This is a genomic window from Pseudodesulfovibrio pelocollis (genome assembly GCF_030282845.1).
GTDB classification, from domain to species: Bacteria; Desulfobacterota; Desulfovibrionia; order Desulfovibrionales; family Desulfovibrionaceae; genus Pseudodesulfovibrio; species Pseudodesulfovibrio pelocollis.
On sequence record NZ_JASTWE010000023.1, the window covers coordinates 1 to 23,840 of the forward strand.

The 23,840-nt window shown below is 65.2% G+C and carries 22 protein-coding genes; 13 read left to right on the plus strand and 9 right to left on the minus strand.

The features are described 5' to 3' along the window. Positions 1–218 precede the first annotated feature (218 nt). Complete coding sequence (locus tag QQS14_RS09325; RefSeq protein WP_285906714.1) at positions 219–1,130, plus strand: DMT family transporter; 912 nt, start codon at positions 219–221, stop codon at positions 1,128–1,130. Between the two features lie 45 nt (positions 1,131–1,175). Here the strand turns inward: QQS14_RS09325 and QQS14_RS09330 are convergent, their stop codons facing one another. The 4 genes from QQS14_RS09330 to QQS14_RS09345 form a co-directional block, all read right to left on the minus strand. Then, the gene (locus tag QQS14_RS09330) at positions 1,176–1,814 is read right to left on the minus strand and encodes a class I SAM-dependent methyltransferase (RefSeq protein WP_285906715.1); all 639 of its coding nucleotides are present in this window, start codon (positions 1,812–1,814) and stop codon (positions 1,176–1,178) included. Positions 1,815–1,857: 43 nt separating this feature from the next. Beyond that, complete coding sequence (locus QQS14_RS09335; protein WP_285906716.1) at positions 1,858–3,222, minus strand: trypsin-like peptidase domain-containing protein; 1,365 nt, start codon at positions 3,220–3,222, stop codon at positions 1,858–1,860. A gap of 1 nt (position 3,223) precedes the next feature. Next, a complete protein-coding gene (locus QQS14_RS09340; protein ID WP_285906717.1) occupies positions 3,224–4,075 on the minus strand; it encodes a zinc metalloprotease HtpX in 852 nt (283 codons plus the stop codon). 119 nt (positions 4,076–4,194) lie between these two features. Continuing rightward, a complete protein-coding gene (locus QQS14_RS09345; RefSeq protein WP_285906718.1) occupies positions 4,195–4,614 on the minus strand; it encodes an Hsp20/alpha crystallin family protein in 420 nt (139 codons plus the stop codon). Between the two features lie 106 nt (positions 4,615–4,720). On the opposite strand from QQS14_RS09345, the gene QQS14_RS09350 reads away from it, so the two are divergent. From QQS14_RS09350 to cydB, 3 genes are all read left to right on the plus strand, one after another. Then, entirely contained in the window at positions 4,721–6,046 is a 1,326-nt protein-coding gene (locus tag QQS14_RS09350; RefSeq protein WP_285906719.1) for an ATP-dependent 6-phosphofructokinase, read from the plus strand. Between the two features lie 120 nt (positions 6,047–6,166). Further along, a complete protein-coding gene (locus QQS14_RS09355; protein ID WP_285906720.1) occupies positions 6,167–7,489 on the plus strand; it encodes a cytochrome ubiquinol oxidase subunit I in 1,323 nt (440 codons plus the stop codon). Between the two features lie 30 nt (positions 7,490–7,519). Next, on the plus strand, positions 7,520–8,569 hold the full coding sequence (gene cydB, locus QQS14_RS09360; protein ID WP_285906758.1) for a cytochrome d ubiquinol oxidase subunit II: 1,050 nt from the start codon (positions 7,520–7,522) through the stop codon (positions 8,567–8,569). Between the two features lie 93 nt (positions 8,570–8,662). On the opposite strand, the gene QQS14_RS09365 is transcribed toward cydB, so the two are convergent. Next, complete coding sequence (locus QQS14_RS09365) at positions 8,663–9,235, minus strand: EF-hand domain-containing protein (protein WP_285906721.1); 573 nt, start codon at positions 9,233–9,235, stop codon at positions 8,663–8,665. A 116-nt stretch (positions 9,236–9,351) separates the two neighbouring features. Next, on the minus strand, positions 9,352–10,245 hold the full coding sequence (locus QQS14_RS09370) for a helix-turn-helix domain-containing protein (protein ID WP_285906722.1): 894 nt from the start codon (positions 10,243–10,245) through the stop codon (positions 9,352–9,354). 225 nt (positions 10,246–10,470) lie between these two features. Here QQS14_RS09370 and QQS14_RS09375 point away from each other — a divergent pair, with 225 nt between their 5' ends. From QQS14_RS09375 to QQS14_RS09385, 3 genes are all read left to right on the plus strand, one after another. Continuing rightward, entirely contained in the window at positions 10,471–10,935 is a 465-nt protein-coding gene (locus QQS14_RS09375) for a LexA family protein (protein ID WP_285906723.1), read from the plus strand. A gap of 33 nt (positions 10,936–10,968) precedes the next feature. Continuing rightward, entirely contained in the window at positions 10,969–12,246 is a 1,278-nt protein-coding gene (locus tag QQS14_RS09380; protein ID WP_285906724.1) for a Y-family DNA polymerase, read from the plus strand. Between the two features lie 97 nt (positions 12,247–12,343). Then, positions 12,344–13,306, plus strand: coding sequence for a hypothetical protein (locus tag QQS14_RS09385; protein ID WP_285906725.1), 963 nt, complete (start codon positions 12,344–12,346; stop codon positions 13,304–13,306). 85 nt (positions 13,307–13,391) lie between these two features. On the opposite strand, the gene QQS14_RS09390 is transcribed toward QQS14_RS09385, so the two are convergent. Genes QQS14_RS09390 through QQS14_RS09400 form a run of 3 tightly spaced genes read right to left on the minus strand, consistent with a single transcriptional unit; the run spans position 13,392 to position 15,680 of the window. Continuing rightward, complete coding sequence (locus QQS14_RS09390; protein ID WP_285906726.1) at positions 13,392–14,054, minus strand: ABC transporter ATP-binding protein; 663 nt, start codon at positions 14,052–14,054, stop codon at positions 13,392–13,394. Between the two features lie 8 nt (positions 14,055–14,062). Beyond that, positions 14,063–15,226: an ABC transporter permease gene (locus tag QQS14_RS09395; RefSeq protein WP_285906727.1), complete on the minus strand. Its 1,164-nt coding sequence runs from the start codon at positions 15,224–15,226 to the stop codon at positions 14,063–14,065. A 1-nt stretch (position 15,227) separates the two neighbouring features. Continuing rightward, the gene (locus tag QQS14_RS09400) at positions 15,228–15,680 is read right to left on the minus strand and encodes a DUF2318 domain-containing protein (RefSeq protein ID WP_285906728.1); all 453 of its coding nucleotides are present in this window, start codon (positions 15,678–15,680) and stop codon (positions 15,228–15,230) included. A 292-nt stretch (positions 15,681–15,972) separates the two neighbouring features. Here QQS14_RS09400 and QQS14_RS09405 point away from each other — a divergent pair, with 292 nt between their 5' ends. The 6 genes from QQS14_RS09405 (at position 15,973) to dsrO (ending at position 23,836) form a co-directional block, all read left to right on the plus strand. After that, a complete protein-coding gene (locus QQS14_RS09405) occupies positions 15,973–18,927 on the plus strand; it encodes a sensor domain-containing diguanylate cyclase (RefSeq protein WP_285906729.1) in 2,955 nt (984 codons plus the stop codon). Between the two features lie 265 nt (positions 18,928–19,192). Further along, positions 19,193–19,720 (plus strand): RsbRD N-terminal domain-containing protein, encoded by a 528-nt coding sequence (locus QQS14_RS09410; RefSeq protein ID WP_285906730.1) that lies wholly within the window; start codon positions 19,193–19,195, stop codon positions 19,718–19,720. A gap of 201 nt (positions 19,721–19,921) precedes the next feature. Beyond that, entirely contained in the window at positions 19,922–20,959 is a 1,038-nt protein-coding gene (gene dsrM / locus QQS14_RS09415; protein ID WP_285906731.1) for a sulfate reduction electron transfer complex DsrMKJOP subunit DsrM, read from the plus strand. A gap of 43 nt (positions 20,960–21,002) precedes the next feature. Next, positions 21,003–22,673: a sulfate reduction electron transfer complex DsrMKJOP subunit DsrK gene (dsrK, locus tag QQS14_RS09420; protein WP_425607921.1), complete on the plus strand. Its 1,671-nt coding sequence runs from the start codon at positions 21,003–21,005 to the stop codon at positions 22,671–22,673. Next, positions 22,674–23,063, plus strand: coding sequence for a sulfate reduction electron transfer complex DsrMKJOP subunit DsrJ (dsrJ, locus tag QQS14_RS09425; RefSeq protein ID WP_285906732.1), 390 nt, complete (start codon positions 22,674–22,676; stop codon positions 23,061–23,063). Next, positions 23,063–23,836 carry a sulfate reduction electron transfer complex DsrMKJOP subunit DsrO gene (gene dsrO / locus QQS14_RS09430; protein WP_285906733.1) on the plus strand — a complete coding sequence of 258 codons (774 nt, stop codon included), beginning with the start codon at positions 23,063–23,065 and terminating at the stop codon, positions 23,834–23,836. The genes dsrJ and dsrO overlap by 1 nt, the downstream gene beginning before the upstream one ends. The last annotated feature ends 4 nt before the right edge of the window (positions 23,837–23,840 follow it).

A 23,840-nucleotide genomic window follows, 5' to 3' on the forward strand; every position in this document is an offset into this window, starting at 1 on the left:
GATAAAAGCGCACTTTTTGGGTACTTTTTGGGGCGCCAGCCAAAAAGTACCTCGGCCCGAAGGGACGAAATCTTTTCCAATAAATTCATGCAGCAAGAGCATGGCAACTGCATCGATTGCCACGGCTGCGGCCCCCCCCGGTTCTGCCTGGAAGCCGGGGTTGCGCCCCCTCCCTTCCATGCTGTACACGGGATAATCTTTTTCCAAGGAGACCGCACGTGAACAGCCGCATCCTCCGGGCAGACATCCTGCTTTTTGCCACCGCCGCCATCTGGGGGTTCGCCTTCGTGGCCCAGCGCATGGGCATGGACCACATCGGCCCCCTGACCTTCAACGGGGTCCGCTTCGCCCTGGGTGCCCTGGCCCTGGTGCCGCTGGTGGCGTACATGGAAAAGCGCCGCACCCCGGGCTTTGTGGGCACCGACAGGAAACGGCTGGCCGTGGGCGGCGGGGTGCTCGGCATCGCCCTTTTCTGCGGGGCCACCCTCCAGCAGATGGGGCTGGCCGAGCCGCAGCTGGCGGCCCTCGGCTATGAGGCGTCCACTGCGGGCAAGGCGGGGTTCATCACCGGGCTCTATGTGGTCTTTGTGCCCATCTTCGGCCTGCTCCTGGCCCAGCGGCCCGGCTGGGGCACCTGGCTCGGCGCGTCCCTGGCCGTGGTGGGCATGTATCTGCTCTCGGTCACCTCCGGGGTGTCCATCGCCTTTGGCGACCTGCTCGTTCTGGTCAGTGCGCTCTTCTGGGCCGGGCATGTGCTGCTCATCGGCAAGCTCTCGCCCGGCATGGACGCGGTGGACGCGGTCAAGCTCTCCACGATCCAGTTCACGGCCTGCGCCGTGTTGAGCCTGATCGGAGCCGTGGCCACCGAGGAGATCACCCTGGCCGGGCTGCACAGCGCGGCCCTGCCCATCGCCTACGGCGGGCTCATGTCCGTGGGCGTGGCCTACACCCTCCAGGTGGTGGCCCAGCGCGACGCCCAGCCCGCCCATGCGGCCATCATCCTGAGCCTTGAGGCCGTGTTCGCGGCCGTGGGCGGCTGGCTGATGCTGGGCGAACTGCTCTCCCTGCGCGCCCTGATCGGCTGCGGTCTGATGCTGGCGGGCATGATCTTGAGCCAGCTCAGACCCTGACCCGCCCCCGGCAGTCTCCCGGAAAATTCCCCGGTCCGCCCCGCGTCAGGCGGGCAGGCGCAGCAGGCAGCAGAACCCCTGGGAAAGATGGCCGTGCATGGTCTCGAAGACCGTCTCCTCGAAGAACAGAGGCTCGAAATCGAGAAACAGGGCCTCCATGTGGCTGCGGTCGTGGTGGCGCATGGTCCCGCCGTCCTCCACGTCGAAGATACCGTAGATTCCATATTTCTCCTGGCCGAGCTTGTAGCGGTCCAGGTTGCGCCGGTCGCGGTTGAGCAGGAAGTCGTTGACGTAGAGCAGCCCGCCCGGCCGCAGCACCCGCTTGAGCTCCAGCAGGGCCTCGGCCTGTGCCCGGGTCTCGATGATGCAGGTGAACACGCCGAGCATCAGGGCCGCGTCAAAGGCGTTTTCCTCAAAGGGGAGCGGCCCGCCGGGGTAGGCCACCAGGTCCAGGCCCGGATGCTCGGCCCGGCCCCGCTCCACGAGGGTCTCGGAAAAATCGATGCCCGTCAGGGCCGTGTAGCCCGCCCCGGCCAACTCTGCCAGGGTCCGCCCGTAGCCGCAGCCGAAGTCGAGCACCCGCGCGTCCCTGGCCACATGTTCCTGAAATACGTCCATCCTGAACGGCGTGGTGAAGGTCTTGTCCCTTCCCCGCTCCGTCCAGTATCTTCGTTGATCCTGCATACCCCTCCTTCGGGTGGTGCGTATCGCGATTCGGTCCGTGCCGCTAGAGGGTCAAACGGACATGATACAGCCCTCGGCCGCGCTGCACGCGCATGAACACGGCGCTGTTCATCCTGTTTCGCAAAAAGGCGTTGAGCAGGTCAATGCCCGAGGCCAGCCGCCGGTTGCCGATCTGATGGATGATGTCGCCCTGTTGCAGGCCCAGTTGGGCGGCCGCGCTGCCGGGCCGCACCCGGGTCACCTCGGCCCCGCCGCCCTGGCGGTCGGCGAGTTCGAAGCCCCAGCGGGCCAGCACCAACTCCAGCGCCTTGGCCTTGTCCAGGGGCTGAGGCCGCAGGGCCAGTCGGCGTTCACTCTCGTCGCGCAGCACGGTCAGGGTCACGGTCTCGTTGCGGGTGATGCCGAAGAGCCGGGCCAGGTAGTCGTCCTTGCCCGCCAGTTCGCGGCCGTTGAAGGCCAGGATGATGTCCCCGGGCCGGATGTCCGCCGCTGCGGCCGGGGTCTCGGGATGGACCTCGGCCACCAGCATGCCGCTCAGGCTCTTGAGCCGGAAATAGCGCGCCGTGGCCTGATCCACGTCCTGGCCGAAGAGGCCGAGCCAGATGGGGGCCACGTGGCCCGTGTCGAGCAGTTCACGGACCACGAGCTTGGCCTTGTTCACCGGGATGGCGAAGCCGATGCCCTCGGCCCCGGCCCGGATGGCGGTGGTGATGCCGATGAGCTGTCCGTGGATGTTGAGCAGGGGCCCGCCCGAGTTGCCGGGATTGATGGCCGCGTCGGTCTGGATGAAGCTGCCAAAGGCGCCGCGTTCGGTGGTCATGGGCCGGTTCAGGGCCGAGATCACGCCCGTGGTCACGGTATGGGAGTAGCCGAACGGGTTGCCGATGGCGATGACCGTCTCGCCGATGAGGATGTCGTCGGAATCGCCCATGGACACCTGGGGCAGCCCCTGGGCGTCGAGCAGGCGGAGCACGGCCAGGTCGAAGTCCGGGTCCGAGCCCACAAGCTCGGCCTCGTACTCGCGGCCGTCGAGCAGGCGCGCGGCGATGTCGCCGCCCCCGGCGATGACGTGGGCGTTGGTCAGCACCAGCCCCTTGGCCCCGTCTATGATCACCCCGGAGCCCAGATTGTGGGACGGCCCGGGACGCTGGCCCGGGAACCCGCCGAAAAAGCGGTCGAAGAATGGATCGCCAAAGGGCGAACGCGCCCCGGGCTGGTCGCGCCGGATCACGGTGATGTTGACCACCGAGGAGCTGGTGGCCTGCACGGCCCGGACCACCGGGGTGCGCCGCTCGTCCGTTTCAGTGGCCCGGCTTTGGGCCAAAGCGCCGCCCGGGATGGTCAGCGACACGGGCAGCGTCAGGATCATTGCCAGGATTAAGGACAGGAGGCGCGGCCATCGGTCCATGCTAGCGCGCCCTCCCGGCCATGGCCCGCAGCCGGGCGATGCGCTCGGCCACCGGCGGGTGGGTGGCGAAGAGGGAGGACGCCCCGCTCCCCCGGAAGGGGCTGACGATGAACATGTTCTCCGTGGCCGGACTGCCCTGCATGGGCACGCGCTCGGCAGCGGCGTCGAGCTTGCCCAGCGCCCCGGCCAGATGGAGCGGATCGCCGCTCAGGCGCGCCCCGGCCTCGTCGGCCAGGTACTCGCGCGAGCGCGAGATGGCCATCTGGATCATGCCTGCGGCAATGGGCGCGAGAATGGCCAGGGCAATGGCCGCGATGGGGTTGCCCCGCTCCCCGTCGCTGCGGCCGATGCCGAAGATGGCTGTCCACTGGAGCATGTTGGCGATGAAGACGATGGCCCCGGCCAGCACGGCGGCCACGGTCTGGATGAGGATGTCGCGGTTGGCGATGTGGCCCAGCTCGTGGCCGAGCACGCCCTTGAGCTCGTCGGGGTTGAGGATGGCCACGATGCCCCGGGTCACGGCCACCACGGCGTTCTCCGGGTTGCGGCCCGTGGCAAAGGCGTTGGGCGCGTCCTGGGGGATGAGGGCGATGCGCGGCTTGGGGATGCCCGCCCGGGCGGCCATCTCCTCCACCACGGCGTGGATGTGGGGCGCGTCGCCGCGCGACAGGTCGCGCGCCTTGTACATCTTCAGGACGATCTTGTCCGAGTACCAGTAGCTGCCCACGTTCATGACCATGGCCAGGCCAAAGGCGAGCACCAGCCCGGTGCGCCCGCCCATGAGGCCGCCAAGGAAGAGCAGCAGGCCGGTCAGCAGGCCGAGGAAGAGCAGGGTCTTTATATTGCTCGTCATGGTGTCTGTATCCTCCGGAAAATCATGATTCCATCAGATAGGCACTGTGGCGGCGGCGTCAAGCGCTGGCCGCCCGGGACGCCAGGCCCGTCAGGCAAGACAGGGCGCGGAAAAACGGCTCAATCCACCGGAATCCGGCGGCGGACGGGATGTGTCTTCATCAGGGTCACGGTGAGCAGGCCATCCGTGAACACGGCCGAGACCTCGCCGCCGGTGACACGGCCCGGCCCGGAACACAGCCCGGCCAGGGCGAAGCGGCGGGCGAACGGCCCCACGGCCCGCTCCACGGCGTGGTGGCGCACCACCCCGGCCGTGCGGCCGGGCGACGAGCCGTAGACCCACAGGTCCTGGCCGCGCAGCTCCACGGTCACGTCCTCCTGGGTCATGCCCGGCAGCTCCACGACAACGACCACCCTGTCGGCGCACTCCAGCACGTCAGCCACAGGCACCCAGCAGCGGCCGACGCTGCCGCGTTCCTCCGCGTTTGCGGCCGCAAGACCGGCCATGTCCGCCCAGGGGGGCGCGTTCACCTTGCCCATGCCTGCTCCCGAGCACCCGCTCGCATCAAGAATTATTTGCCCCTCGCCGAAAATCCATATAACAATGCGAGTCATAGCTCAACCTGTCAAACCCGCGAGGAGCCCCATGAAAACCAGCCAGGAAAAACTCGTGACCCCGGCCGAGACCGCCATCGACACGGTGGGCGAGGCCAAGATCAAAAACCCCTTGAGCCTGGGCCGGTTCGTGGACGAAGACGAGGCCGTGCTGGTCCACATCTCGCGGGCCAATGTGGAATTGCAAGGCAAGGGCGGCAAGGGTCGCCGCGCCTTTTTCGAGCCTGCCGGGCCCAGGGACAGGGTCTATTACGATCCGAGCAAGACCAAGTGCGCCGTGGTCACCTGCGGCGGCCTGTGCCCCGGCCTCAACGATGTCATCCGCGCCATCGTCATGACCGCCATCCACGAATACCGCGTGCCCTCGGTGCTGGGCATCCGATTCGGCCTGGCCGGGTTCATCCCCGAGGAAGGCCACGACATCGTGGAACTGACCCCCGAGCGTGTCAGCCGCATCCACGAATTCGGCGGCACCTTCCTGGGCAGTTCGCGCGGGCCCCAGGACCCCGAGGCCATAGTGGACGCCCTGGAGCGCATGAACGTCTCCGTCCTCTTCATGATCGGCGGCGACGGCACCATGCGCGCCGCCAGCGCCGTGATCCGGGAGATCACCAAGCGCCGCCTGTCCATCGCCGTGGTCGGCCTGCCCAAGACCATTGACAACGACATCGACTTTGCCTCGCCCTCGTTCGGCTTTGACACGGCCGTGGAGACTGCCACCGTGGCCATCAAGGGTGCCCATGTGGAGGCCACGGGCGCGCCCTGGGGCATGGGGCTGGTCAAGGTCATGGGCCGTGACGCAGGCTTCATCGCGGCCCAGAGCGCCCTGGCCTGTCAGGCGGTCAACTTCGTGCTCATTCCCGAGGCTCCCTTTGACCTGCACGGCGACAAGGGATTCCTGGCCGCCCTGGAATCACGCATGAGGCGGCGCGGCAACGCGGTCATCGTGGTGGCCGAGGGCGCGGGCCAGGACCTGCTCGACGCCACCAGCAGCACCGACGCCTCGGGCAACAAGGTGCTCGGCGACATCGGCGGCCTGCTCAAGCGGGAAATCCTCGCCCACTTCAAGGCCCAGGGCATCGACGCCACCCTCAAGTACATCGACCCGAGTTACATCGTCCGCTCGGTTCCGGCCAACGCCAACGACCGCATCTACTGCTCGTTTCTGGGCATCAACGCGGTCCACGCGGCCATGGCCGGGCGCACCAACCTCGTCATCTCGCGCTGGAACGGCCGCTACGTGCACATCCCCATCGACCTCGTCACCCGGGGCAAGAAGCGCATCCTGACCGACTCCAACTACTGGCGCGCCGTGCTCGAATCCACGGGCCAGCCCCCCAACATGAGGAACGCCTGATTTTTTTCGATAGTCTTAGTTATTATTCTTGATTTACGAAGAGAACAGGTTTAGCTTTCGCCTACCATCGGACTGACGCATCTGGACTTTTTGATCGGCATTATCCGCAAGGGGGTTTGTATGGATGTGCTTATGCTTTCGCGGCTGCAATTCGCGGCGGCAACCATGTTTCATTTTCTTTTTGTCCCGCTGACGCTCGGGCTGTCGGTGCTTATCGCCTGCATGGAGACCGCCTATGTGCGCACGGGCAACAAGACCTACCAGAAGATGGCCAAATTCTGGGGCAAGATCTTTCTGGTCAACTTCGCCCTGGGCGTGGTCACGGGCATCACGCTGGAGTTCCAGTTCGGCACAAACTGGTCGCGCTACTCCTCCTTCGTGGGCGACATCTTCGGCTCGCTGCTGGCCATCGAGGCCACGGCGGCCTTCTTCCTGGAGTCCACCTTCATCGGGGTGTGGCACTTCGGCTGGGAAAAGCTCTCGGCCAAGGCGCACGCCATCGTGGCCTGGCTCATCGCCCTGGCCTCAAACCTCTCGGCCATCTGGATCCTCCTGGCCAACGGTTTCATGCAGGACCCCACCGGCTACATCATCCGCAATGGCCGGGCCGAACTGACCGACTTCATCGCCGTGCTCACCAACCCCTTTGGCTGGTACCAATTCTTCCACGTCATACCAGGAGCATTGTGCCTGGGAGGCTTTTTTGTCATGGGCGTGGCCGCGTGGCACCTCCTCCGGGAGAGCAACGTGGAATTCTTTCAGAAGTCCTTTGCCATCGGCGCAGGCGTGGCCCTGGTCTTCTCTGTCTTCACTGCCGTGGAGGGGCACTTCCACGGCAACCACATGTCCCAGGTCCAGCCCGCCAAGCTGGCGGCCATGGAGTCGCACTGGGAGACCCAGCGCAACGCGCCGCTCTACCTGCTGGTCATCCCCGGCGAGGACGGCAATCTGGTGGAAGCCCTGCCCATCCCCGGGGCCTTGAGCTTCCTGGCCTACAACGACGTCAACGCCGAGGTGAAGGGGTTGAACGACATTCCCAAGGAGGACCGCCCGCCCATTGTCCTGACCTTCCTCGGATTCCGAATCATGGTGGGCATCGGCACGGTCCTGCCAATGCTCGCCCTGTTCGGCTGGGTGATGCGCAACAAGATCAAGCAGTACCCGCTCTACCTGAAGATCCTGCCCTGGTGCATTCCCCTGCCCTACATCGCCATGCAGGCGGGCTGGGTGCTGGCCGAGGTCGGCCGCCAGCCGTGGATCGTCTACGGGCTCATGCGCACCTCCGACGCCGTCTCGCCGGTCACCACCGGGACCGTGGCCTTTTCCTTCATCCTGATGTGCCTGCTGTACACCCTGCTGGGCGCGGCGGGCATCTGGCTGATGGTCCGACTGGCCAAGAAGGGTCCGGAAGACCACACGCCCATTCAGGTCAAGGCCGCTTAACCCAAGAGACCACAAGGAGACGCTGCAATGATGGAAACATTCGTTGAAACCGGAACAGTCCACTACTATCTGGCTGTGACCTGGTTCATCCTGTGGGGAGTGCTCTGGGCCGTCTACTTCATCTTGGACGGCTTTGATCTCGGCGCGGGCACGCTGCATCCCTTCCTGGCCAAGACCGAGGAGGAAAAACGGGCCATCCTCAACGCCACCGGCCCCTTCTGGGACGGCAACGAGGTCTGGCTCATCACCGCTGGCGGCGTGACCTTTGCCGCCTTCCCCTACGCCTATGCCCAGATGTTCAGCGGGCTCTACACCGCGCTGTGGCTGCTGCTCTTCGCGCTCATCGTGCGCGGGGTGTCTTTTGAGTTCCGCTCCAAGGTCGAGAGCGTCGCATGGCGCAAGACCTGGGACATCTGCCACGCAGTGGGCAGCTTCCTGCCCGCCCTGCTGCTGGGCGTGGCCTTTGCCAACATCTTCCGGGGCCTGCCCCTGGACGAGACCGGGTTCAGCCAGGCCGGGCTGTTTGGCCTGCTCAACCCCTACGGCCTGGCCGGAGGCGTCCTCTTCGTGATCATCTTCGTCATGCACGGCGCGCTGTGGCTGTGCATCCGGACCACGGGCGACCTGCGCGGCCGAGCCGAAAATGTGGCAGTCAAGCTGTGGCCGGTCCAGGTGGTGCTGACCGTGCTCTTCCTGGCCTACACCGCCGTGGAGACCCAGCTCTTCAGCAACTTCTTCCTCTACCCCGCACTCTTCGTCATCCTGGCCCTGCCCGTGGCCGGATTGGTGCTGATGCGCGTCTACATGGGCGCGCGCAAGTGGTGGATGGCCTGGGGCGCTTCCTGCATGTACATCGGCGGCACGACCATGTTCGGCGTGGCCGGCATCTTCCCGGCCATCATCCCGTCCAACCCCAACCCGGGCAACAGCCTGACCATCATGAACTCGGCCTCGAGCCCGCTCACCCTGAGCATCATGCTCGGCGTGGTCCTGGTCTTCCTGCCGGTGATCATCGGCTACCAGTTCTGGGCGTACAAGACCTTCGCCACCCCCATGGGCGAGGGGGACATCCACTACTAGCCCGCCCCTGCTTCCACAAAATGAGACGCCCGGCCTGCAACGGCCGGGCGTTCTTCGTTCAATGTCCCCGCGCCTGTCGCGGGTGGTCAGGGGCTAGTGGAAGGTGTTGGCCTTCTTCCAGGCTTCCCATTCCGCCTCGGTCAGCTTGCCGTCCTTGTTGGTGTCCGCCTCGGCCATGATCCGCTCGGCATTGAGGGGGTAGTGGGTGGAAATCTCGGCGTGGATCAGCGTCCGGTCGCCGTCGGTGTCGATCTCCACGAAGCCGGTGACGAAATGGACCCGCTCAAGCTTGTACAGGATCGACTTGTTCAGCGCGCCGTGCTCCAGGTAATACAGGCTCATGGTCTGCTTGCTGGTGCGCTGGCCCATGGTGTAGCCGTCGTCGCGCTCGGCGATGTAGAGGTTGCCGTCGTCGCCGAAGATGCCGGTGAAGGTTTCCTTTTGCAGCACCTTCTTGGCGTCGAACCAGAGCTTGTAGCCGGAGAAGAGCTGGCCCTCCTGGACGTCGATGACATAGGCGCACTTGCCCTCGCGGGCACCGGCGGCCTCCATGATGTAGGAGGTGCCGCGCCAGGTGCCGCGCAGCTCCGGGGGCTGGGCCATGGCGACCGAGGCGGTCAGGACGAGGGCGGCAAGCAGGGTCGAAAGCAGCGCAAATCGTTTCATGGGGGGGTACACTCCTGTGGTGAAAAATTACGGATTTCTCAATGGGGTATCCCTGTTTTGCGGGACCGAGTCAAGGGGGAGACAAACGGCGGACAAGAGGCGAAGCCGAGCCGGGGTCAACCGGACAAGCCCTGACCGGGACCGAGGCCCCTGCCGCGCGCCCTGGACAGGGTATGGGAGGGCAGCTCGCCGAAGAAGCGCTTGTAGTCGGCCGAGAACTGGCCCATGTGCCAGAATCCCCAGCGCGTGGCCGCGTCGGTGATGGAGGAGGCCCGGCCGCACTCCATCTCGCGCCGGACCATGTTCAGTCGGCAGATGTTCATGTAGGCCTTGGGCGTGAGCCCCAAGTGCTCCTTGAAGGCGTAGATCAGGGTCCGCTCGCTCACCCCCACGATGCGGCAGATGTCCGAGAGCTTCAGGGGCGAGGCCAGGTTTTCGCCGATGTAGCCCAGGCTGCGGCGCACCACGCGCCTGCGCGGCGACTCCACGGGAACCCGGCCCGGCGTGTCGAGGGCGGCGAGGCAGGCACCTAGGCTCCCGGCCACCGCCTGCCATGCGGCATCGTCGCCCCGGCCGGTCAGGGCGGCCTCGCGCACCGCCCACAAGGCGGCGCGCAACCGGGCGACGAGCGCGTCGGGGGGGGACAGCAGCCTGATCGGCCCCTGGTTGGGAATCGCCACCGGACAACCCGTGGCCTTGACCATGGCCGCAAAGGCGTCCTCTTCCACGGACAGGCCAAAGAGGTTGGTCTGCGCAAAGGAAACGCTGTCGATGCGGGTGCCGCCAGGGGTCAGGACAATTTCGCCGCAGCCAAAGGACTCGCCATGGGCATTGGAGGTCAGGCCCGGCTCGGCATGGAGGGCCAGGGCCACCCGGCCCGACGGAATCACGCCGTGCCGCCGGACGCTTTTTTCCACGCGCCACTGGGTGAAATGATAGGGCGCGCGCCGAGCCGAGAACACCTCGACCCCGCATCGGCCGCCCCCGAGCTGGGCAAAATCAATCCGCAAGCCCGGCACGGCGTCCGCCGCCCGGCACAAGGAATCGAAACAGGTATGCGAAACCGCCTTCGCCGTCATATGCACCTTCCCCAGCCGCACCTTGCTGCAATCCGCCCGCCCCGGCAACCCCCTTTGATCATTCCCCTGATTCGACACAAGTTGTTTTTCTTGAGTTGACAAAATTCGCGGTATCAGGTCAAATTGTTTTTCAAAGATTGACATCCTGAGGTGCATATGCCTATTTTTCCAGTGATCGAACGGCTCGACTCCCTGGGCGGTTTCGCGTCGCCGTCCCTGTTGCGGACAGGCCTGGCGCGGCCGCTCCCCCTGGCCGGGGAGGCGGTCACGGCGGGATTCCCCTCACCCGCCGAGGACTACGTGGAAAAGACCCTGGATCTGAACGAATACCTCGCGCCCCGGCCCGAGGCCACCTTCTTCGTGCGCGTGGCCGGGGACTCCATGACCGGCGCGGCCATCCACCACGGCGACATCCTGGTGGTGGACCGATCGCTCACTGCCCGGCCCGGCCATGTCGTCATCGCCCGCATCCACGGCGAGTTCACGGTCAAGCGGCTGCGCCGCACGGCCACGGGCATGGAGCTGGCCCCGGAGAACCCGGACTACGCGCCCACCCCCATCACCCCGGACACGGATTTCGAGATATGGGGCGTGGTCAGGCATGTGCTCCATGCCCTGTGACCCGACGCGGCATCGAAACACCCGGAGCAAACCATGCCCCCGCGCTACGCCCTCATCGACTGCAACAACTTCTACGCCTCCTGCGAGCGGCTCTTCCGGCCCGATCTGCGCCAGCGCCCGGTGGTGGTCCTCTCCAACAACGACGGCTGCGTCATCGCCCGCTCGGCCGAGGCCAAGGCCCTGGGCATCCCCATGGGCGCGCCGTACTTCAAGTACCGCGCCCTGCTGCGCCGCCACGGGGTGGCGGTCTTCTCCTCCAACTACGCGCTCTATGGCGACATGTCGGCCCGGGTCATGGGCGTGCTGGCCCGCTTCTGCCCCGAGGTGGCGGTCTACTCCATTGACGAGGCCTTTGCCAACCTGAGCGGCGTGCCCGGCGGGGCCGACGCCTTTGCCCGGCGGCTCAAGGCCACGGTGGAGGCGTGGACAGGCATCGCCATCTCCATCGGTATCGGGCCGACCAAGACCCTGGCCAAGCTGGCCAACCGCTTTGCCAAGAACCACCCCCGCCTGCGCGGCGTCTTCGACTTCGCGGCCAGCCAGGACCCGGACCGGCTGCTGCGCCACACGGCCATTGCCGACATCTGGGGCATCGGCCGCCGCCACGGCGCGCGGCTCGCCCGGCACGGGGTGGGCGACGCCCTCGCCTTCCGCGACCTGGACCCGACCTGGGTGCGCAGGAAGATGACCGTGACCGGGCTGCACACCCTGCTGGAGCTGCGCGGCCAGCCCTGCCACGCCCTGGCCGACGGCCCGGCCGACCGCAAGACCATCCTCTCCTCGCGCTCCTTTGGCCAGCCGGTGGCCGGGCTGGACGAGCTGCGCGAGGCCACGGCCCTGCACATGGTCCGCGCGGCCGAAAAGCTGCGCCGCCTGCACGCCGTGGCCTCCTGCGCCCATGTCTTCCTGCACACCAACCCCTTCCGGCCCGGGCTGCCCCAGCACAACGACAGTGCTTCGGTGCCCCTGGCCGTGGCCACGGCCCACACGCCCACCCTGATCCGGGCCGTCCACGCCGGGCTGGCGCGCATCTACCGGGAAGGCTTCGAGTTCAAGAAGTGCGGGGTGATGCTCTCGGGCCTGGAGCCGGTGGACGGCCGCTGGCTCAGCCTGCTCGACCTGCCGCCAAACGACACCCCGGCCCACGCCCCCCTCATGCGCGCCGTGGACACCCTCAACGCCCGCTGGGGCCGCGACACCGTCACCTTCGCCGCCGTGGGCCCCCGCGAAGCCGCCTGGCACATGCGCCGCGACATGCGCTCCCCGCGCTACACCACGGCCTGGCCCGAACTGCCCGAAGTGCGGGCGTGAACGGGGATGTGATATTTTACGCCATTAGTGTTGACAAATATCGACCAACATGCATGATCAGGAAAAAATCATCCCAATCCAATCATGGAGGCAAGCCATGCAACGAGCAATCCTCTGCCTTTTGTGCCTGATGGCCCTGACCCTTTCGGCCTGCGCCGCAAAGGATCCCGTGCAAACCATCCTGAAGGACTACAATATGAGCGTCGTGAGTCCGCCACGCGACGGCATGACCTTGGGCGAAATATTCGCAGATAAATATTTGAGTTCCTCCGTCGTTTCCTCCAATAGCATGGACGCAGAAACCATCGAAAGAATCATGAAAAACAATGGAAGAAAGGCTACCCTGACTTCCGTCTCCTCCAACAAGTCCTACGACATTGACGCCAATGCCACGTACATCGGGGACACTGCGGCCATGCTGAAAATCCTGGGCGCGACTTCGTACAGTGTGACCTTCCGCGACGCAACAATCTACTCTCTCCCTCTGGACAACCTGATGAACGAACTTCTGCCGACGACCAAGAGGGAGTCGCTCGAAACGGCACTGAATAAAAACTACTACGTTTCATCGCTACTCGAAGTGGGTGGCATGGAATACACGTTCAAGGACAGTTCCGGGGCCTCGGCCAACCTGGGAGCCGAACTCGATAAGGTCGCCACAAATCTTGAAGGTGGCTTTGACAATTCCAAAGAAGGGAGCTTGATTATCAACGAACCCAGGTTCATCGGCTATAGAACAAAACAGATACTCATCACCAAAGAGCTCGAAGAGAAAAACGAGGTGCTGTATGCGGAGGTTGACGGAATAGTCTCGCAAATCACGAGACGTAGCGCGACCGCCCCCATTGACGGGACCGTCTCACTGGTCACGAGGCGGGCCGCGACAGACCCGGCGGACATCGCCCGCGGGGCGAAGGTTGTTATCACAAGACTCGTGGTGCCTGCCGGAGAGGCCGCGCCCACTCGGAGGAGCCCGGGCGCAACGGTACCCGTGACTGTCACGAGGTATGTCATCGAAGCCCGGGATGTGACGCCGGAAGAACTGAAACAATCACGGTAGATAGCCTCAACCGAGAGACATGAAAACCACGCGGCCCCCGCACCTCTGATGAGGGGCGGGGGCCTTGATGAGCATGGCTCCCGGCTTATGCCATGACACCGTCGGCCATGTGGACCGTGCGGTGGGCGCGGGCCGCGTGGGCCTCGTCGTGGGTGACCATGACCACGGACAGGCCGTCGTTGCCCAGGTCGGCCAGGAGGTCCATGACCGATTCGCCGGTGGTCCGGTCCAGGTTGCCGGTGGGCTCGTCGGCAAAGAGCACGGCCGAGCGCTTGACCAGGGCGCGGGCAATGGCCACCCGCTGCTGCTCGCCGCCCGAGAGATGGCCGGGCAGCTTGTCCCCCTTGCCGCCCAGGCCCACCCGGTCGAGGCAGGCGTCTGCCCGGCGGCGCACCTCGGCCGAAACCGGGGCCAGGGAGTGGAGAAAGGGCAGCAGCACGTTCTCGCGCGCGGTCAGGCAGGGCAGCAGATAGTGGAACTGGAAGACCATGGCAAAGTCCTCGCGCCGCAGCCGGTTGAGGGCGGCTGGCGGCAGGGCGGTGATGTCCTCGCCCTTGTAGCGCAGCTGGCCCGAGTCCGGGGTGAGCAGGGTGGACAGGATGTTCAGGAAGGTGGTCTTGCCCGACCCGGAGCGGCCGACAATGGCCACGAACTCGCCCGGGGCCACGGTCAGGCTGGCCCCGGCCAGAGCCGGGCTCTCCACGCCCCGGGTGCGGAAGGTCTTGATGATGTTGGCAGCTTCGAGCATGGGCACTCCTAGAGCGAGATGAGGGCCTCGGACGGCTCCACGGACGACGCCTTCCAGGCCGGAAAGAATGCGGAAAGGACCGACACGGCCACGATGAGCAGGCAGGTCAGGGCCAGCCCGGCCGCGCTGAAGGCCAGGGTGGCCCCCTCGGTGATGTCCAGGGCCCCGATGACGCGCAGGCTCAGGGCGTGGCCCGCCACATAGCCCAGGCATCCGGCCGCCGCGCCCAGGACCACGGCCTCGAAGCAGAAAATGGCGAACACCCCGGGCCGCGAAAAGCCCAGCGAGCGCAGCAGCCCGATCTCCCGGATGCGCTCGTTGACGCTTGAAAGCATGGTCGCGCCGACCATGGCGCAGGCGATGAGCAGGATGATCAGGCTGACCGAGAGGATGAGTCGCTGCACGAAGTCCACCGAGTACATGCGCTGCCTGACCACGGATTGCAGGGCCTGGACCTCGGCCCCGGGCAGGGCCTCTGCGATCTGATCGACGATCTCCTCGATGGGACACCCGGCGCACAGGGCCGCCACCTCCACATAATCGGCCCGGCCCGGTCGGCCAAAGGCGGCCTGGGCAAAGTCCATGCCCGTGAAGAGCACGGAATCGTCGTCCCCGCCCGTGGGCCGGAGCACGCCGGTGACCACGGCCGTGCGCGAGCCCAGGGAGAGGGTGTCGCCCGGGACCAGCCCAAGGCTGGCCGCGGCCCGCGACCCGGCCAGCACACCGTCCTCGCGGGCGGGAAACTCGCCGTCCACGGCCCAGTAACCCTTGATGGCCATCTCGCGCTCCCAGCGCACACCGATGACGCCCACGGCCGTGCCGTCCACCCGGGCCATGGACACCAGCTTGGGCGCGATGGCCGAGACGCGGCTGCCGTGGTGGATGGCGGCGATGCGCTCCATGGTCCGGGCCTCGTCCAGGTCGCTGGCCCCGAGGAGCATGTCGCCCATGGAAAATCCGCCGTAGCTCACCGTGAGCTTCTCGGTGCGGGGCATGACCAGGATATTGGCCCCGTAGGCCACCAGCTTCCTCTCAAGGGACTCGCCCACCACGCCCGAGACCAGGTTCAGGGCCACGATGGAGGCCACGCCCAGGGTGAAGACCAGCAGCAGAAGCAGCGACCTGGCCCACTTCATGCGTAGGTTGCGCAGGGGGATGACGAGGATGTTCATCTCAGAAGTACCCGCGTCCGGCCATGATGTCGCGCTCGCGGATGGTCACCGCCTCCGGCCCGATGGCCCGGTCCAGGGGCGAGGGATTGCACCCGCCCTTGACCTCGTTGATGCGCGAGGCGTGGAAGCGCTGGCCGCAGTTGACGCAGACCATGAACTCGCCGTCCTGCACATAGCCCTTCTTCTCGCGAAAGCACTCGTCGCAGGCGTCGAAGGCGGCCCGGATCACCCCGTCCGGGCTTTGCAGCAGGAAGAATCTCACCTCGAACCCGTCACGCTTGAGCACATAGTAGTGGGCCTTGCCATCGCTCACCTCGGTCAGGGGAATGGTCACCACGCCGTCGCGCGGCTTCACGGTCTTGAACTTGCCGCCAAAGCCGAACAGGGCGTGGGCCGTGCCAGCGGCGGACAGCAGGCAGACGGCCACCGTCAGGGCGAATATCGTGCGCTTCATTACTTAACACTCCAAGCTTTGCTCTCCGGCCTTCATTCGGGCCAGGGTTGATTTCATACCTCCATGGTATGAAAACAGGGCGGCCCAAGGCAAGGCCAAAGGTTCTTCTTGCACGGCCCATGCCATGGAAAAAGCATCGCCATTGCCGCCCCTTGGACCTCCAGGCAGGGTGCAAGCGTCAGCCTGTCGTGCAAAGGCGTGCACGCCGAGGCGCGGAAACCTGCACATAGCCATGGAGGATATTCCATGCCCGCCACTTGATTCATTCGTTTTTTTCGGTATATTCATTACCATGCGGCACGACTCCGACACGCACCTGACCAGGCGGATCACCGGCTTCCTCGCCTCCCGCGAGGAGTGGCTCATGGAGTGCGTCCTCAACCACGCCGAGCGGCAGGGGTACACCGCCTACACCAGCGCCTTGCTTGAGGCGTGGCGGAGTTCGGTGGCCCGTTTGACAAGCGCCCTGACCGCGACTCTGGAGCGGCACGGCCCGGACTGGGGCGAGTTCTCCCCGCAGGAAACCTTTCTCGACGATCCGGCCTCGGTCTTTGCCGTGGCCGAGTCGGGCCGCCACCGGGAACGGGGCATCACCCTGGACATGTTCCTCGGCCTGCTCAAATACTACCGCCGCGCCTACCTCTCCCTCATCGACGAGCATGGAGCCGAGGCCCTCGGCCCGGAGCTGACAGGGCCGGGCCGCGCCTTTGTCGAGCGCTTCTTCGACCGGGTGGAGGTGGCCCTGATCGTTGACTGGTCAGGGGCCAGCGTCCCGGACGACCGTTTGGCCGAAATGCAGGAGGCCAACCGCGCCCTGACCACCGAAAAGAACATGTTTCTGACCATGTTCGAGAGTCTGGACACGCCCGTGTTCCTCCTTGACGACGATCTCAACGCCGCGGTCATGAACCGGGCCGCAGCTCGGCTGCTGGGCCTTGAGCGCCAGCCCGGGCAGATATACCATGGCAGCCTCGGGGTCGCCGGAGTCGCCCCGGATGCCGAGGGAGCCGGGGTGCCGCTGCGCCAGGCCCTGCCCTGGCTGGCCGAGGCGCTGGAGCGCGCCTGCCCGCTGGAACCGGGTCGGGCCGCCTGCCGCTTCGACGCCGCTGGCGAAACCGCTGACGGGGTGCGCCGCTACGGCGTGGCCGTGTCGCGCATGGGAGACATCTCGGGCAGGTTCACCCACTCCATCGTCGCCCTGGAGGATGTGACCAGCCGCGCGGCCATGGAGCAGCGGCTGGCCCGGGAGCATGAGCGGGCCACCCACTACCTGGACATCGTCGGCTCCATTGTCGTGGCCCTGGACACGTTCGGCAACGTCACCCTCATCAACCGGGCGGGCTGTACCACCCTGGGCTACCAGGAAGACGAGATCCTCGGCCGCAACTGGATCGACCTGATCATCCCGGACGAGCAGCGCGACGAGACCAGGGACTATTTCTACTGCGTCAGCTGCGGCGATGCCGACCTGGAAGCCGAGTACACCAACTACGTGACCACCCGCACGGGCGAGCACCGGCTCATCACCTGGAAGAACCAGCTGCTGACCGACGAGAGCGGCGCACCCTTAGGCGTGCTCGCCTCGGGCACGGACATCACCGAGCAGCGCGCCGCCGAGCAGGCCCTGGCCGAAAAGGAATTGTGGCTGCGCAGCACCTTCGTGTCGCTGGGCGAGGCGGTCTTCATCCTCACCCCCGACGCCCGCATCCTCGACGCCAATCCGGCGGCGCAGGCCATGTTCCAGATGAGCGACGAGGAATTGTCCGGCGCGCCCATGGACATCCTGCACACCGACCGCGACAGCTTCATGGAATTTCAGCGCCGCGCCCATGGCTCCCTGGAGGCAGGCGACCAGGCCCACTTCGAGTACACCATGCGCCGCAAGGATGGCACGGTCTTCCCCACCGAGAACTCGGTCGCGCGCATCATCGGCGACGACGGCTCTGAACTGGGCACGGTCAGCGTGGTGCGGGACATCAGCAACCGCAAGGAGGCGGAGCAGCAGCTCAGGCGCAGCGAGGAAAAATTCCGGCGCATCTTCGAGACCATCGAGGACGGCTACATCGTCACCGACATGGACGGCACCATCAGGATGGTCAACCCGGCCACCTGCGCCCTGCTGGGTTACTCCGAGTCCGAGCTGGTAGGCCGGAGCATGGGCGGGCTCTATGTGGACGACAGCGAGCGGGCCAGATTCGCCCTCGCCCTGGAGGCCACGGGCGCGTCCAGGGGCCACCAGCTCAAGGCCCGGCGCAAGGACGGCTCGCAGATCATCGTCGAGGCCAGCGCCCATCTCGTGTTCGACGAGGCGGGCAGGCCCGTGGCCAAGGAGGGCACCTTCCGCGACATCACCAAGCGCATCGAGGCCGACCGGCAGCTGCGCGAGCGCGAGGAGCAGTACCGCGCCCTGTTCGAGAACAACCGCGCGGTCATGCTCCTTGTGGATCCCAGGACCGGGCGCATCGTGGACGCCAACCCGGCAGCGGTCCAGTTCTACGGCCACCCGGCCGAAGCGCTGCGCTCCATGGCCTTCTCGGACATCAACGCCCAGGACGAGACCGCCATCTTCAAGGAGATGGTGGACTCCCGGCGCGAGAATCGGGCCTACTTCATCCACCGCCACCGGCTGGCAAACGGCGAGGTCCGCGACGTGGAGGTCTATTCCGGCCCCATCATGGTCCAGAGCAACCAGCTCATCTATTCGGTGATCCACGACATCACCGAGCGGGCGCGGCTCGAACGCGAGATGAAGCGGCTGGCCACCACCGACGCCCTGACCGGCGCGGACAACCGCCACGAATTCTTCCGGCTGGCCGAGCTGGAACTGCGCCGGGCCAGACGCTACGGCAACCCCCTGAGCGTGCTCATGCTCGACATCGACTACTTCAAGTCCGTGAATGACACCCACGGCCACCAGGCCGGCGATGCGGTGCTCAAGGCGCTCTCGGCCCTGGTGCGGGCCGCCCTGCGCGACACCGACATCTTCGGGCGGCTGGGCGGCGAGGAGTTCGCCATCATCCTGCCCGAGACCGACCTTGCCGGGGGCGCGCTGGTGGCCGATCGGCTGCGCCGCGAACTGGGCGGGCTCACGGTGCGTCTGCGCGATACCGCGGTCAACTTCACCGTGAGCATCGGCGTGTCCGAGCTTCGAGACAAGGACCGACTCATCGATGATACCGTCAACCGGGCCGACGAGGCCCTCTATCGGGCCAAGCGCATGGGTCGCAACCGGGTCGAGACCGGCTGACCCCTGCTCATTCTCACGCGAAAGGCGTGTCGGCTCAAGGCCTTGCGGCGTGGCGTCCTGCTGCGGGGCACCCATCTCCCCCAAGCTCACAGGCCGGGTTTTCCTGGAAAAAACCTTGACGTTTGCCAAGGGGTTTGGAATATGGTTGGGAGCTTTAAGTGACCTTTTTCACAACGTACTCAAGCCCGGCTTGGGGAATTGCGTGCCCCCCGGAAGGGAATCTTCCGGGATGCACCTGATTTCATTGGCCTTGAAGAGAGAGCGGATGCGGTTTGAAACCGAGCTGGCCGATCGAAAGACTGAACTGTCGGAAAAATGGGCGGATCTGGTTCTCGGGTCCTACCCCAAGGAGACCCGGAAAATCTGGGGCCGACAAAAGGATCGTTTCCAGAACCCGGTGGGGGCCGCCATCTTTGATGCGACCCGGGAGCTGTTCGATCTCATGCTCGAATGGAAGGATGCGGAGAAGATCGCGTCCGGCCTGGACAAACTCATCCGCATCCGGTCCGTGCAGGACTTTTCGCCCTCGCAGGCCGTCAGCTTCGTCTTTTTGCTCAAGAAGCTGCTGCGCGAGGAGTTCTTCAAGCCCATGCAGGCCGGGGGCAGGCTCGACGAGCTGCTCAGGTTCGAGGCCAAGGTGGACAACCTGGCCATGATGTCCTTTGACATCTATGCAAAGGGTCGCGAGACCATGTACCGGCTGCGCGTGGAAGAGGTGAAGCGCGCCCAGAGCAGTCTGCTCAGGAAAGCCGGCATGATAGCGGACGTTACGGCCGATTCGTCGGCTGATTAGGACGCGCCGCGGGGTTGTGGTTGGCATTGGGGGATTCCGGTGGACTGCGCCGAGGGCAGACAGAAACCGCGCCATGCGCGGGTCGGCCAGCGCGCGTACCGCAGACCGCCATCCATCATCTCCGCCGACGGCGCGGGCCGAATGTGGCAGGCCATCCGGGAGTGTCCCGGCCGGTCCAACTTTCAAGCGAGGTGACGGTAGATGAATGCTCTTTACTCACTTCTGTTCGTCTTTCTCCTGGTGTTGATCCCGTTGTTCGGGGTTGATGCTGCGCACATGAAGACTATCTTCGGTGTCTGCATCCCGATCACGGCGTTCATCATCTTCCTGCTCGGCTTTATCTATAAAGTCGTCAACTGGGGCCGGAGCGCAGTGCCGTTCCGCATCCCCACAACCGGCGGTCAGTTCAAGTCCTTCGACCCCGTGCTGTTCAAGCAGAACAAGTACGACTGTCCGCAGACCGGCGCCCAGACCTTTGTGCGCATGGTTCTCGAAGTGTTCGCCTTCCGGTCCCTGTTCCGCAACACCGAGGCATCGCTGCACGAGACCAAGGGCGGCCCGGTGGTGGCCTACAAGTCGAGCAAGTGGCTCTGGCTCTTTGCCATCACCTTCCACTACTCCTTTTTCATCATCGCCCTGCGGCATCTGCGGCTCTTCCTCGAACCGGTCCCGTTCTTCGTCAACGGGCTGGAATTCGTGGACGGCCTGCTGCAGATCGGCGCGCCCACCATGTATCTGGCCGACATCGGGCTGGTGGCTGGCGTGCTCCTTCTCCTGGGCAGGCGCATGATCAATCCCCGAGTCAACTACATCTCCTACGTTTCCGACTACTTCCCCCTGTTCCTGATCCTGGCCATCGCCCTGTCGGGTGTCTACATGCGCTACTTCGCCATGGTGGACGTCATCGCCATCAAGGAACTGACCATGGGGCTTGTGACCTTCAACTATCACATCCCGGAAACCATCGACGTCTCCTTCTTTGTCCACGTCTTCCTGGTCAGCGTACTCATGGTCTACTTCCCGTTCAGCAAGCTGATGCACCTGCCGGGTGTCTTCCTCTCGCCCACCAGGAACATGCCCAACGACACGCGCGCCAAGCACCATGTGAACCCCTGGAACGATCCCAACATCAAGGCCCATTCCTACGCCGACTACGAGAAGCACTTCGGTCCGGCCATGGCCGAGGCCGGCCTGCCGCTGGACAATCCAGAAAACGCGGGTGCCGAGGAAAAGGCCTAGGGTTCACCAACAGGCGAGACCTCTTTATCTAGGAGAGAAGAATATGTCCGACATGCCCAAAGCTGACGAGCTCTTCAAGAGCATAGACTACACGCCACCCCTCACGGGCTGGATGGAAACCCCGGTGGATTTCTCGCCGGGGAACTGGTGCTACCCCGCCAAGCCGGAGAAGATCGAGTACATCAACTCCAAGCTCCCCGGCCTGTGGGGCACGCCCCGCGAATGGTCGCCGGGCGACGCCGACTGGAAGCTGCCCCCCAACTGGAAGGAGACCGTGGTCAACGGGTTCCGCGAGCGTCTTGAGAAGTTCCGCACCCTCAAGCTGTTCATGGACATCTGCGTGCGCTGCGGCGCCTGCGCCGACAAGTGCCACTTCTTCATCGGCTCCGGCGATCCCAAGAACATGCCCGTGCTTCGCGCGGAGCTGATGCGCTCTGTCTATCGCGGCGAGTTCACCCTGGCGGGCAAGATCCTCTCCCAGCTGACCGGTTCGCGCGTCATGGAAGAGGATGTGCTCAAGGAGTGGTTCATCTACTTCTACCAGTGCACCCAGTGCCGCCGCTGCTCGCTGTACTGTCCCTACGGCATCGACACCGCCGAGGTGACCATGATGGCCCGCGAGCTGATGCATCTGGTGGGACTGAACACCAACTGGATCATGGAGCCGGTCTCCAACTGCAACATCACCGGCAACCACCTCGGCATCCAGCCCCACGCCTTCAAGGACATCGTGGACTTCATGGTGGACGACATCGAGGAGATCACCGGCCGCAGGGTCAAGGCCCCGCTCAACGAGCACGGCCACGAGATCCTCTTCATCACCCCCTCGGGCGATGTGTTCGCCGATCCGGGCATCTACACCTTCATGGGCTACCTGATGCTCTTTGACTACCTGGACCTGGATTACACCATGTCCACCTACGCCTCCGAGGGCGGCAACTTCGGCTCGTTCACCAACAACGAGGTCATGAAGAAGCTCAACGCCAAGATGTATCACGAGGCCAACCGCCTCGGCTGCAAATGGATACTCGGCGGCGAGTGCGGCCACATGTGGCGCGTGGTGCACCAGTACATGGACACCATGAACGGCGACACCCAGGGGCCCCAGATGGCCACCCCCAAGTCGCCCATCACCGGCACCGTGTTCGACACCGCTGCCGCCACCAAGATGCTCCACATCGTCGAGTTCACCGCCGACCTGATCAAGCACGGCAAGCTCAACCTCGACCCCAGCCGCAACGACCACCTGCGCGTCACCTTCCACGACTCCTGCAACCCCGCCCGGGGCATGGGCCTGCTGGACGAGCCGCGCTACGTGCTCAAGGCAGTGTGCAACAACTTCTTCGAGATGCCCGAAGGCACCACCCGCGAGCAGACCTTCTGCTGCGCCGGCGGCTCGGGCCTCAATACCGAGGAAATCCTTGAGATCCGCCTGCGCGGGGGCCTGCCTCGCGGCAATGCCCTCAAGTACGTGCAGGACAAGCACGGGGTCAACACCCTGGCCTGCATCTGCGCCATCGACCGCGCCACCCTCATCCCCCTGGCAGACTACTGGGCGCCCGGCGTCCAGGTCACGGGCACCCACGAACTGGTGGCCAACGCCCTGGTCTTCGAGGAGGGCGAGGAGCGGACCATGGACCTGCGCCAGGAGCCGCTGCCCGGCTTTGAGGACGAGGACGACAACTGGACCCCCCCCAACGCGGAGGAGGCATAAATGAAAATGCACTACGGAGCCCCGATCATAGTCGGCCTGGTCATCTTCGTCGGAGCGCTGTGCGCGCCCTTCGTGGTGGGCATGGCCGTGACCAAGACCTACAAGCAGCCCGAACTGAAGATGCCCGCCAATGAAAAGGAATGCGTCGAGTCCAAGGAGTTCATGCGCGAAAAGCACATGCAGCTGCTCAACGACTGGCGCGACTGGGCCCTGCGCGACGGCAAGCGCATCTATACCAACCACGCTGGCAAGGAATTCACCATCAGCCTCCAGAACACCTGCATGAAGTGCCACATCTCCAAGGCGGACTTCTGCGACAAGTGCCACACGGACGCCGGTGTCTCCCCCTACTGCTGGGACTGCCACATTCAGCCGGAGGGTTTGAAGTAATGAAGAACAACAGACGATCCTTCATCAAGCTTGCCGGTATCGCCGCCGCGGGACTTGCCATAGCCCCCAAGGCCATGGCCGCCGCCATGGGGGGGAGCGCCCCGATCAAGGAAGACCCCAAGGGCATCACGGCCAAGCAGTGGGCCATGGTCATCGACACCACCAGGCTCAACACCGCCCAGGGCATCGAAAAGCTGGCCAAGGTCTGCCACTCGGTCCACAACGTGCCCTTCATCGAGGGCAAGCAGGAAGTGAAGTGGCTGTGGCCCGACATCTACGAGCACTCCTTCACCGAGCAGGAGAACCCCTATCTGGCCGACGCGGTCAAGAAGCGCCAGTACGCCCTGCTGTGCAACCACTGCCAGAACCCGCCGTGCGTGCGCGTGTGCCCCACCAAGGCCACCTACAAGCGGCCTGACGGCATCGTGGACATGGACTACCACCGCTGCATCGGCTGCCGCTACTGCATGGCGGGCTGTCCCTACGGCTCACGCTCCTTCAACTGGGGCGAGCCCCGCGACCACCTGGACCTGGCCGCCCTCAACAAGGAGTACCCCACCCGCATGCGCGGCGTCGTCGAGAAGTGCAACTTCTGCGTCGAGCGGCTGGCGGTCGGCAAGCTCCCGGCCTGCGTGGAGGCGAGCAACGGTGCCATCCACTTCGGAGACCTCAACGACCCGAACTCCGAAGTCCGCGCCGTCCTGCGCGAGCGGTTCACCATCAGGCGCAAACCCTCCGCTGGCACCGAGCCCAGCGTGTACTACATCATCTAGGGGG

Excerpts from the sequence above, each read along its gene's own strand:
- QQS14_RS09330 (WP_285906715.1), bottom strand. The coding sequence starts at position 1,814 with ATGCAGGATCAACGAAGATACTGGACGGAGCGGGGAAGGGACAAGACC.
- QQS14_RS09335 (WP_285906716.1), bottom strand. The coding sequence starts at position 3,222 with ATGGACCGATGGCCGCGCCTCCTGTCCTTAATCCTGGCAATGATCCTG.
- QQS14_RS09340 (WP_285906717.1), bottom strand. The coding sequence starts at position 4,075 with ATGACGAGCAATATAAAGACCCTGCTCTTCCTCGGCCTGCTGACCGGC.
- QQS14_RS09345 (WP_285906718.1), bottom strand. The coding sequence starts at position 4,614 with ATGGGCAAGGTGAACGCGCCCCCCTGGGCGGACATGGCCGGTCTTGCG.
- QQS14_RS09350 (WP_285906719.1), top strand. The coding sequence starts at position 4,721 with ATGAAAACCAGCCAGGAAAAACTCGTGACCCCGGCCGAGACCGCCATC.
- QQS14_RS09355 (WP_285906720.1), top strand. The coding sequence starts at position 6,167 with ATGGATGTGCTTATGCTTTCGCGGCTGCAATTCGCGGCGGCAACCATG.
- cydB (WP_285906758.1), top strand. The coding sequence starts at position 7,520 with ATGGAAACATTCGTTGAAACCGGAACAGTCCACTACTATCTGGCTGTG.
- QQS14_RS09365 (WP_285906721.1), bottom strand. The coding sequence starts at position 9,235 with ATGAAACGATTTGCGCTGCTTTCGACCCTGCTTGCCGCCCTCGTCCTG.
- QQS14_RS09375 (WP_285906723.1), top strand. The coding sequence starts at position 10,471 with ATGCCTATTTTTCCAGTGATCGAACGGCTCGACTCCCTGGGCGGTTTC.
- QQS14_RS09380 (WP_285906724.1), top strand. The coding sequence starts at position 10,969 with ATGCCCCCGCGCTACGCCCTCATCGACTGCAACAACTTCTACGCCTCC.
- QQS14_RS09385 (WP_285906725.1), top strand. The coding sequence starts at position 12,344 with ATGCAACGAGCAATCCTCTGCCTTTTGTGCCTGATGGCCCTGACCCTT.
- QQS14_RS09390 (WP_285906726.1), bottom strand. The coding sequence starts at position 14,054 with ATGCTCGAAGCTGCCAACATCATCAAGACCTTCCGCACCCGGGGCGTG.
- QQS14_RS09395 (WP_285906727.1), bottom strand. The coding sequence starts at position 15,226 with ATGAACATCCTCGTCATCCCCCTGCGCAACCTACGCATGAAGTGGGCC.
- QQS14_RS09400 (WP_285906728.1), bottom strand. The coding sequence starts at position 15,680 with ATGAAGCGCACGATATTCGCCCTGACGGTGGCCGTCTGCCTGCTGTCC.
- QQS14_RS09405 (WP_285906729.1), top strand. The coding sequence starts at position 15,973 with ATGCGGCACGACTCCGACACGCACCTGACCAGGCGGATCACCGGCTTC.
- QQS14_RS09410 (WP_285906730.1), top strand. The coding sequence starts at position 19,193 with ATGCGGTTTGAAACCGAGCTGGCCGATCGAAAGACTGAACTGTCGGAA.
- dsrM (WP_285906731.1), top strand. The coding sequence starts at position 19,922 with ATGAATGCTCTTTACTCACTTCTGTTCGTCTTTCTCCTGGTGTTGATC.
- dsrK (WP_425607921.1), top strand. The coding sequence starts at position 21,003 with ATGTCCGACATGCCCAAAGCTGACGAGCTCTTCAAGAGCATAGACTAC.
- dsrJ (WP_285906732.1), top strand. The coding sequence starts at position 22,674 with ATGAAAATGCACTACGGAGCCCCGATCATAGTCGGCCTGGTCATCTTC.
- dsrO (WP_285906733.1), top strand. The coding sequence starts at position 23,063 with ATGAAGAACAACAGACGATCCTTCATCAAGCTTGCCGGTATCGCCGCC.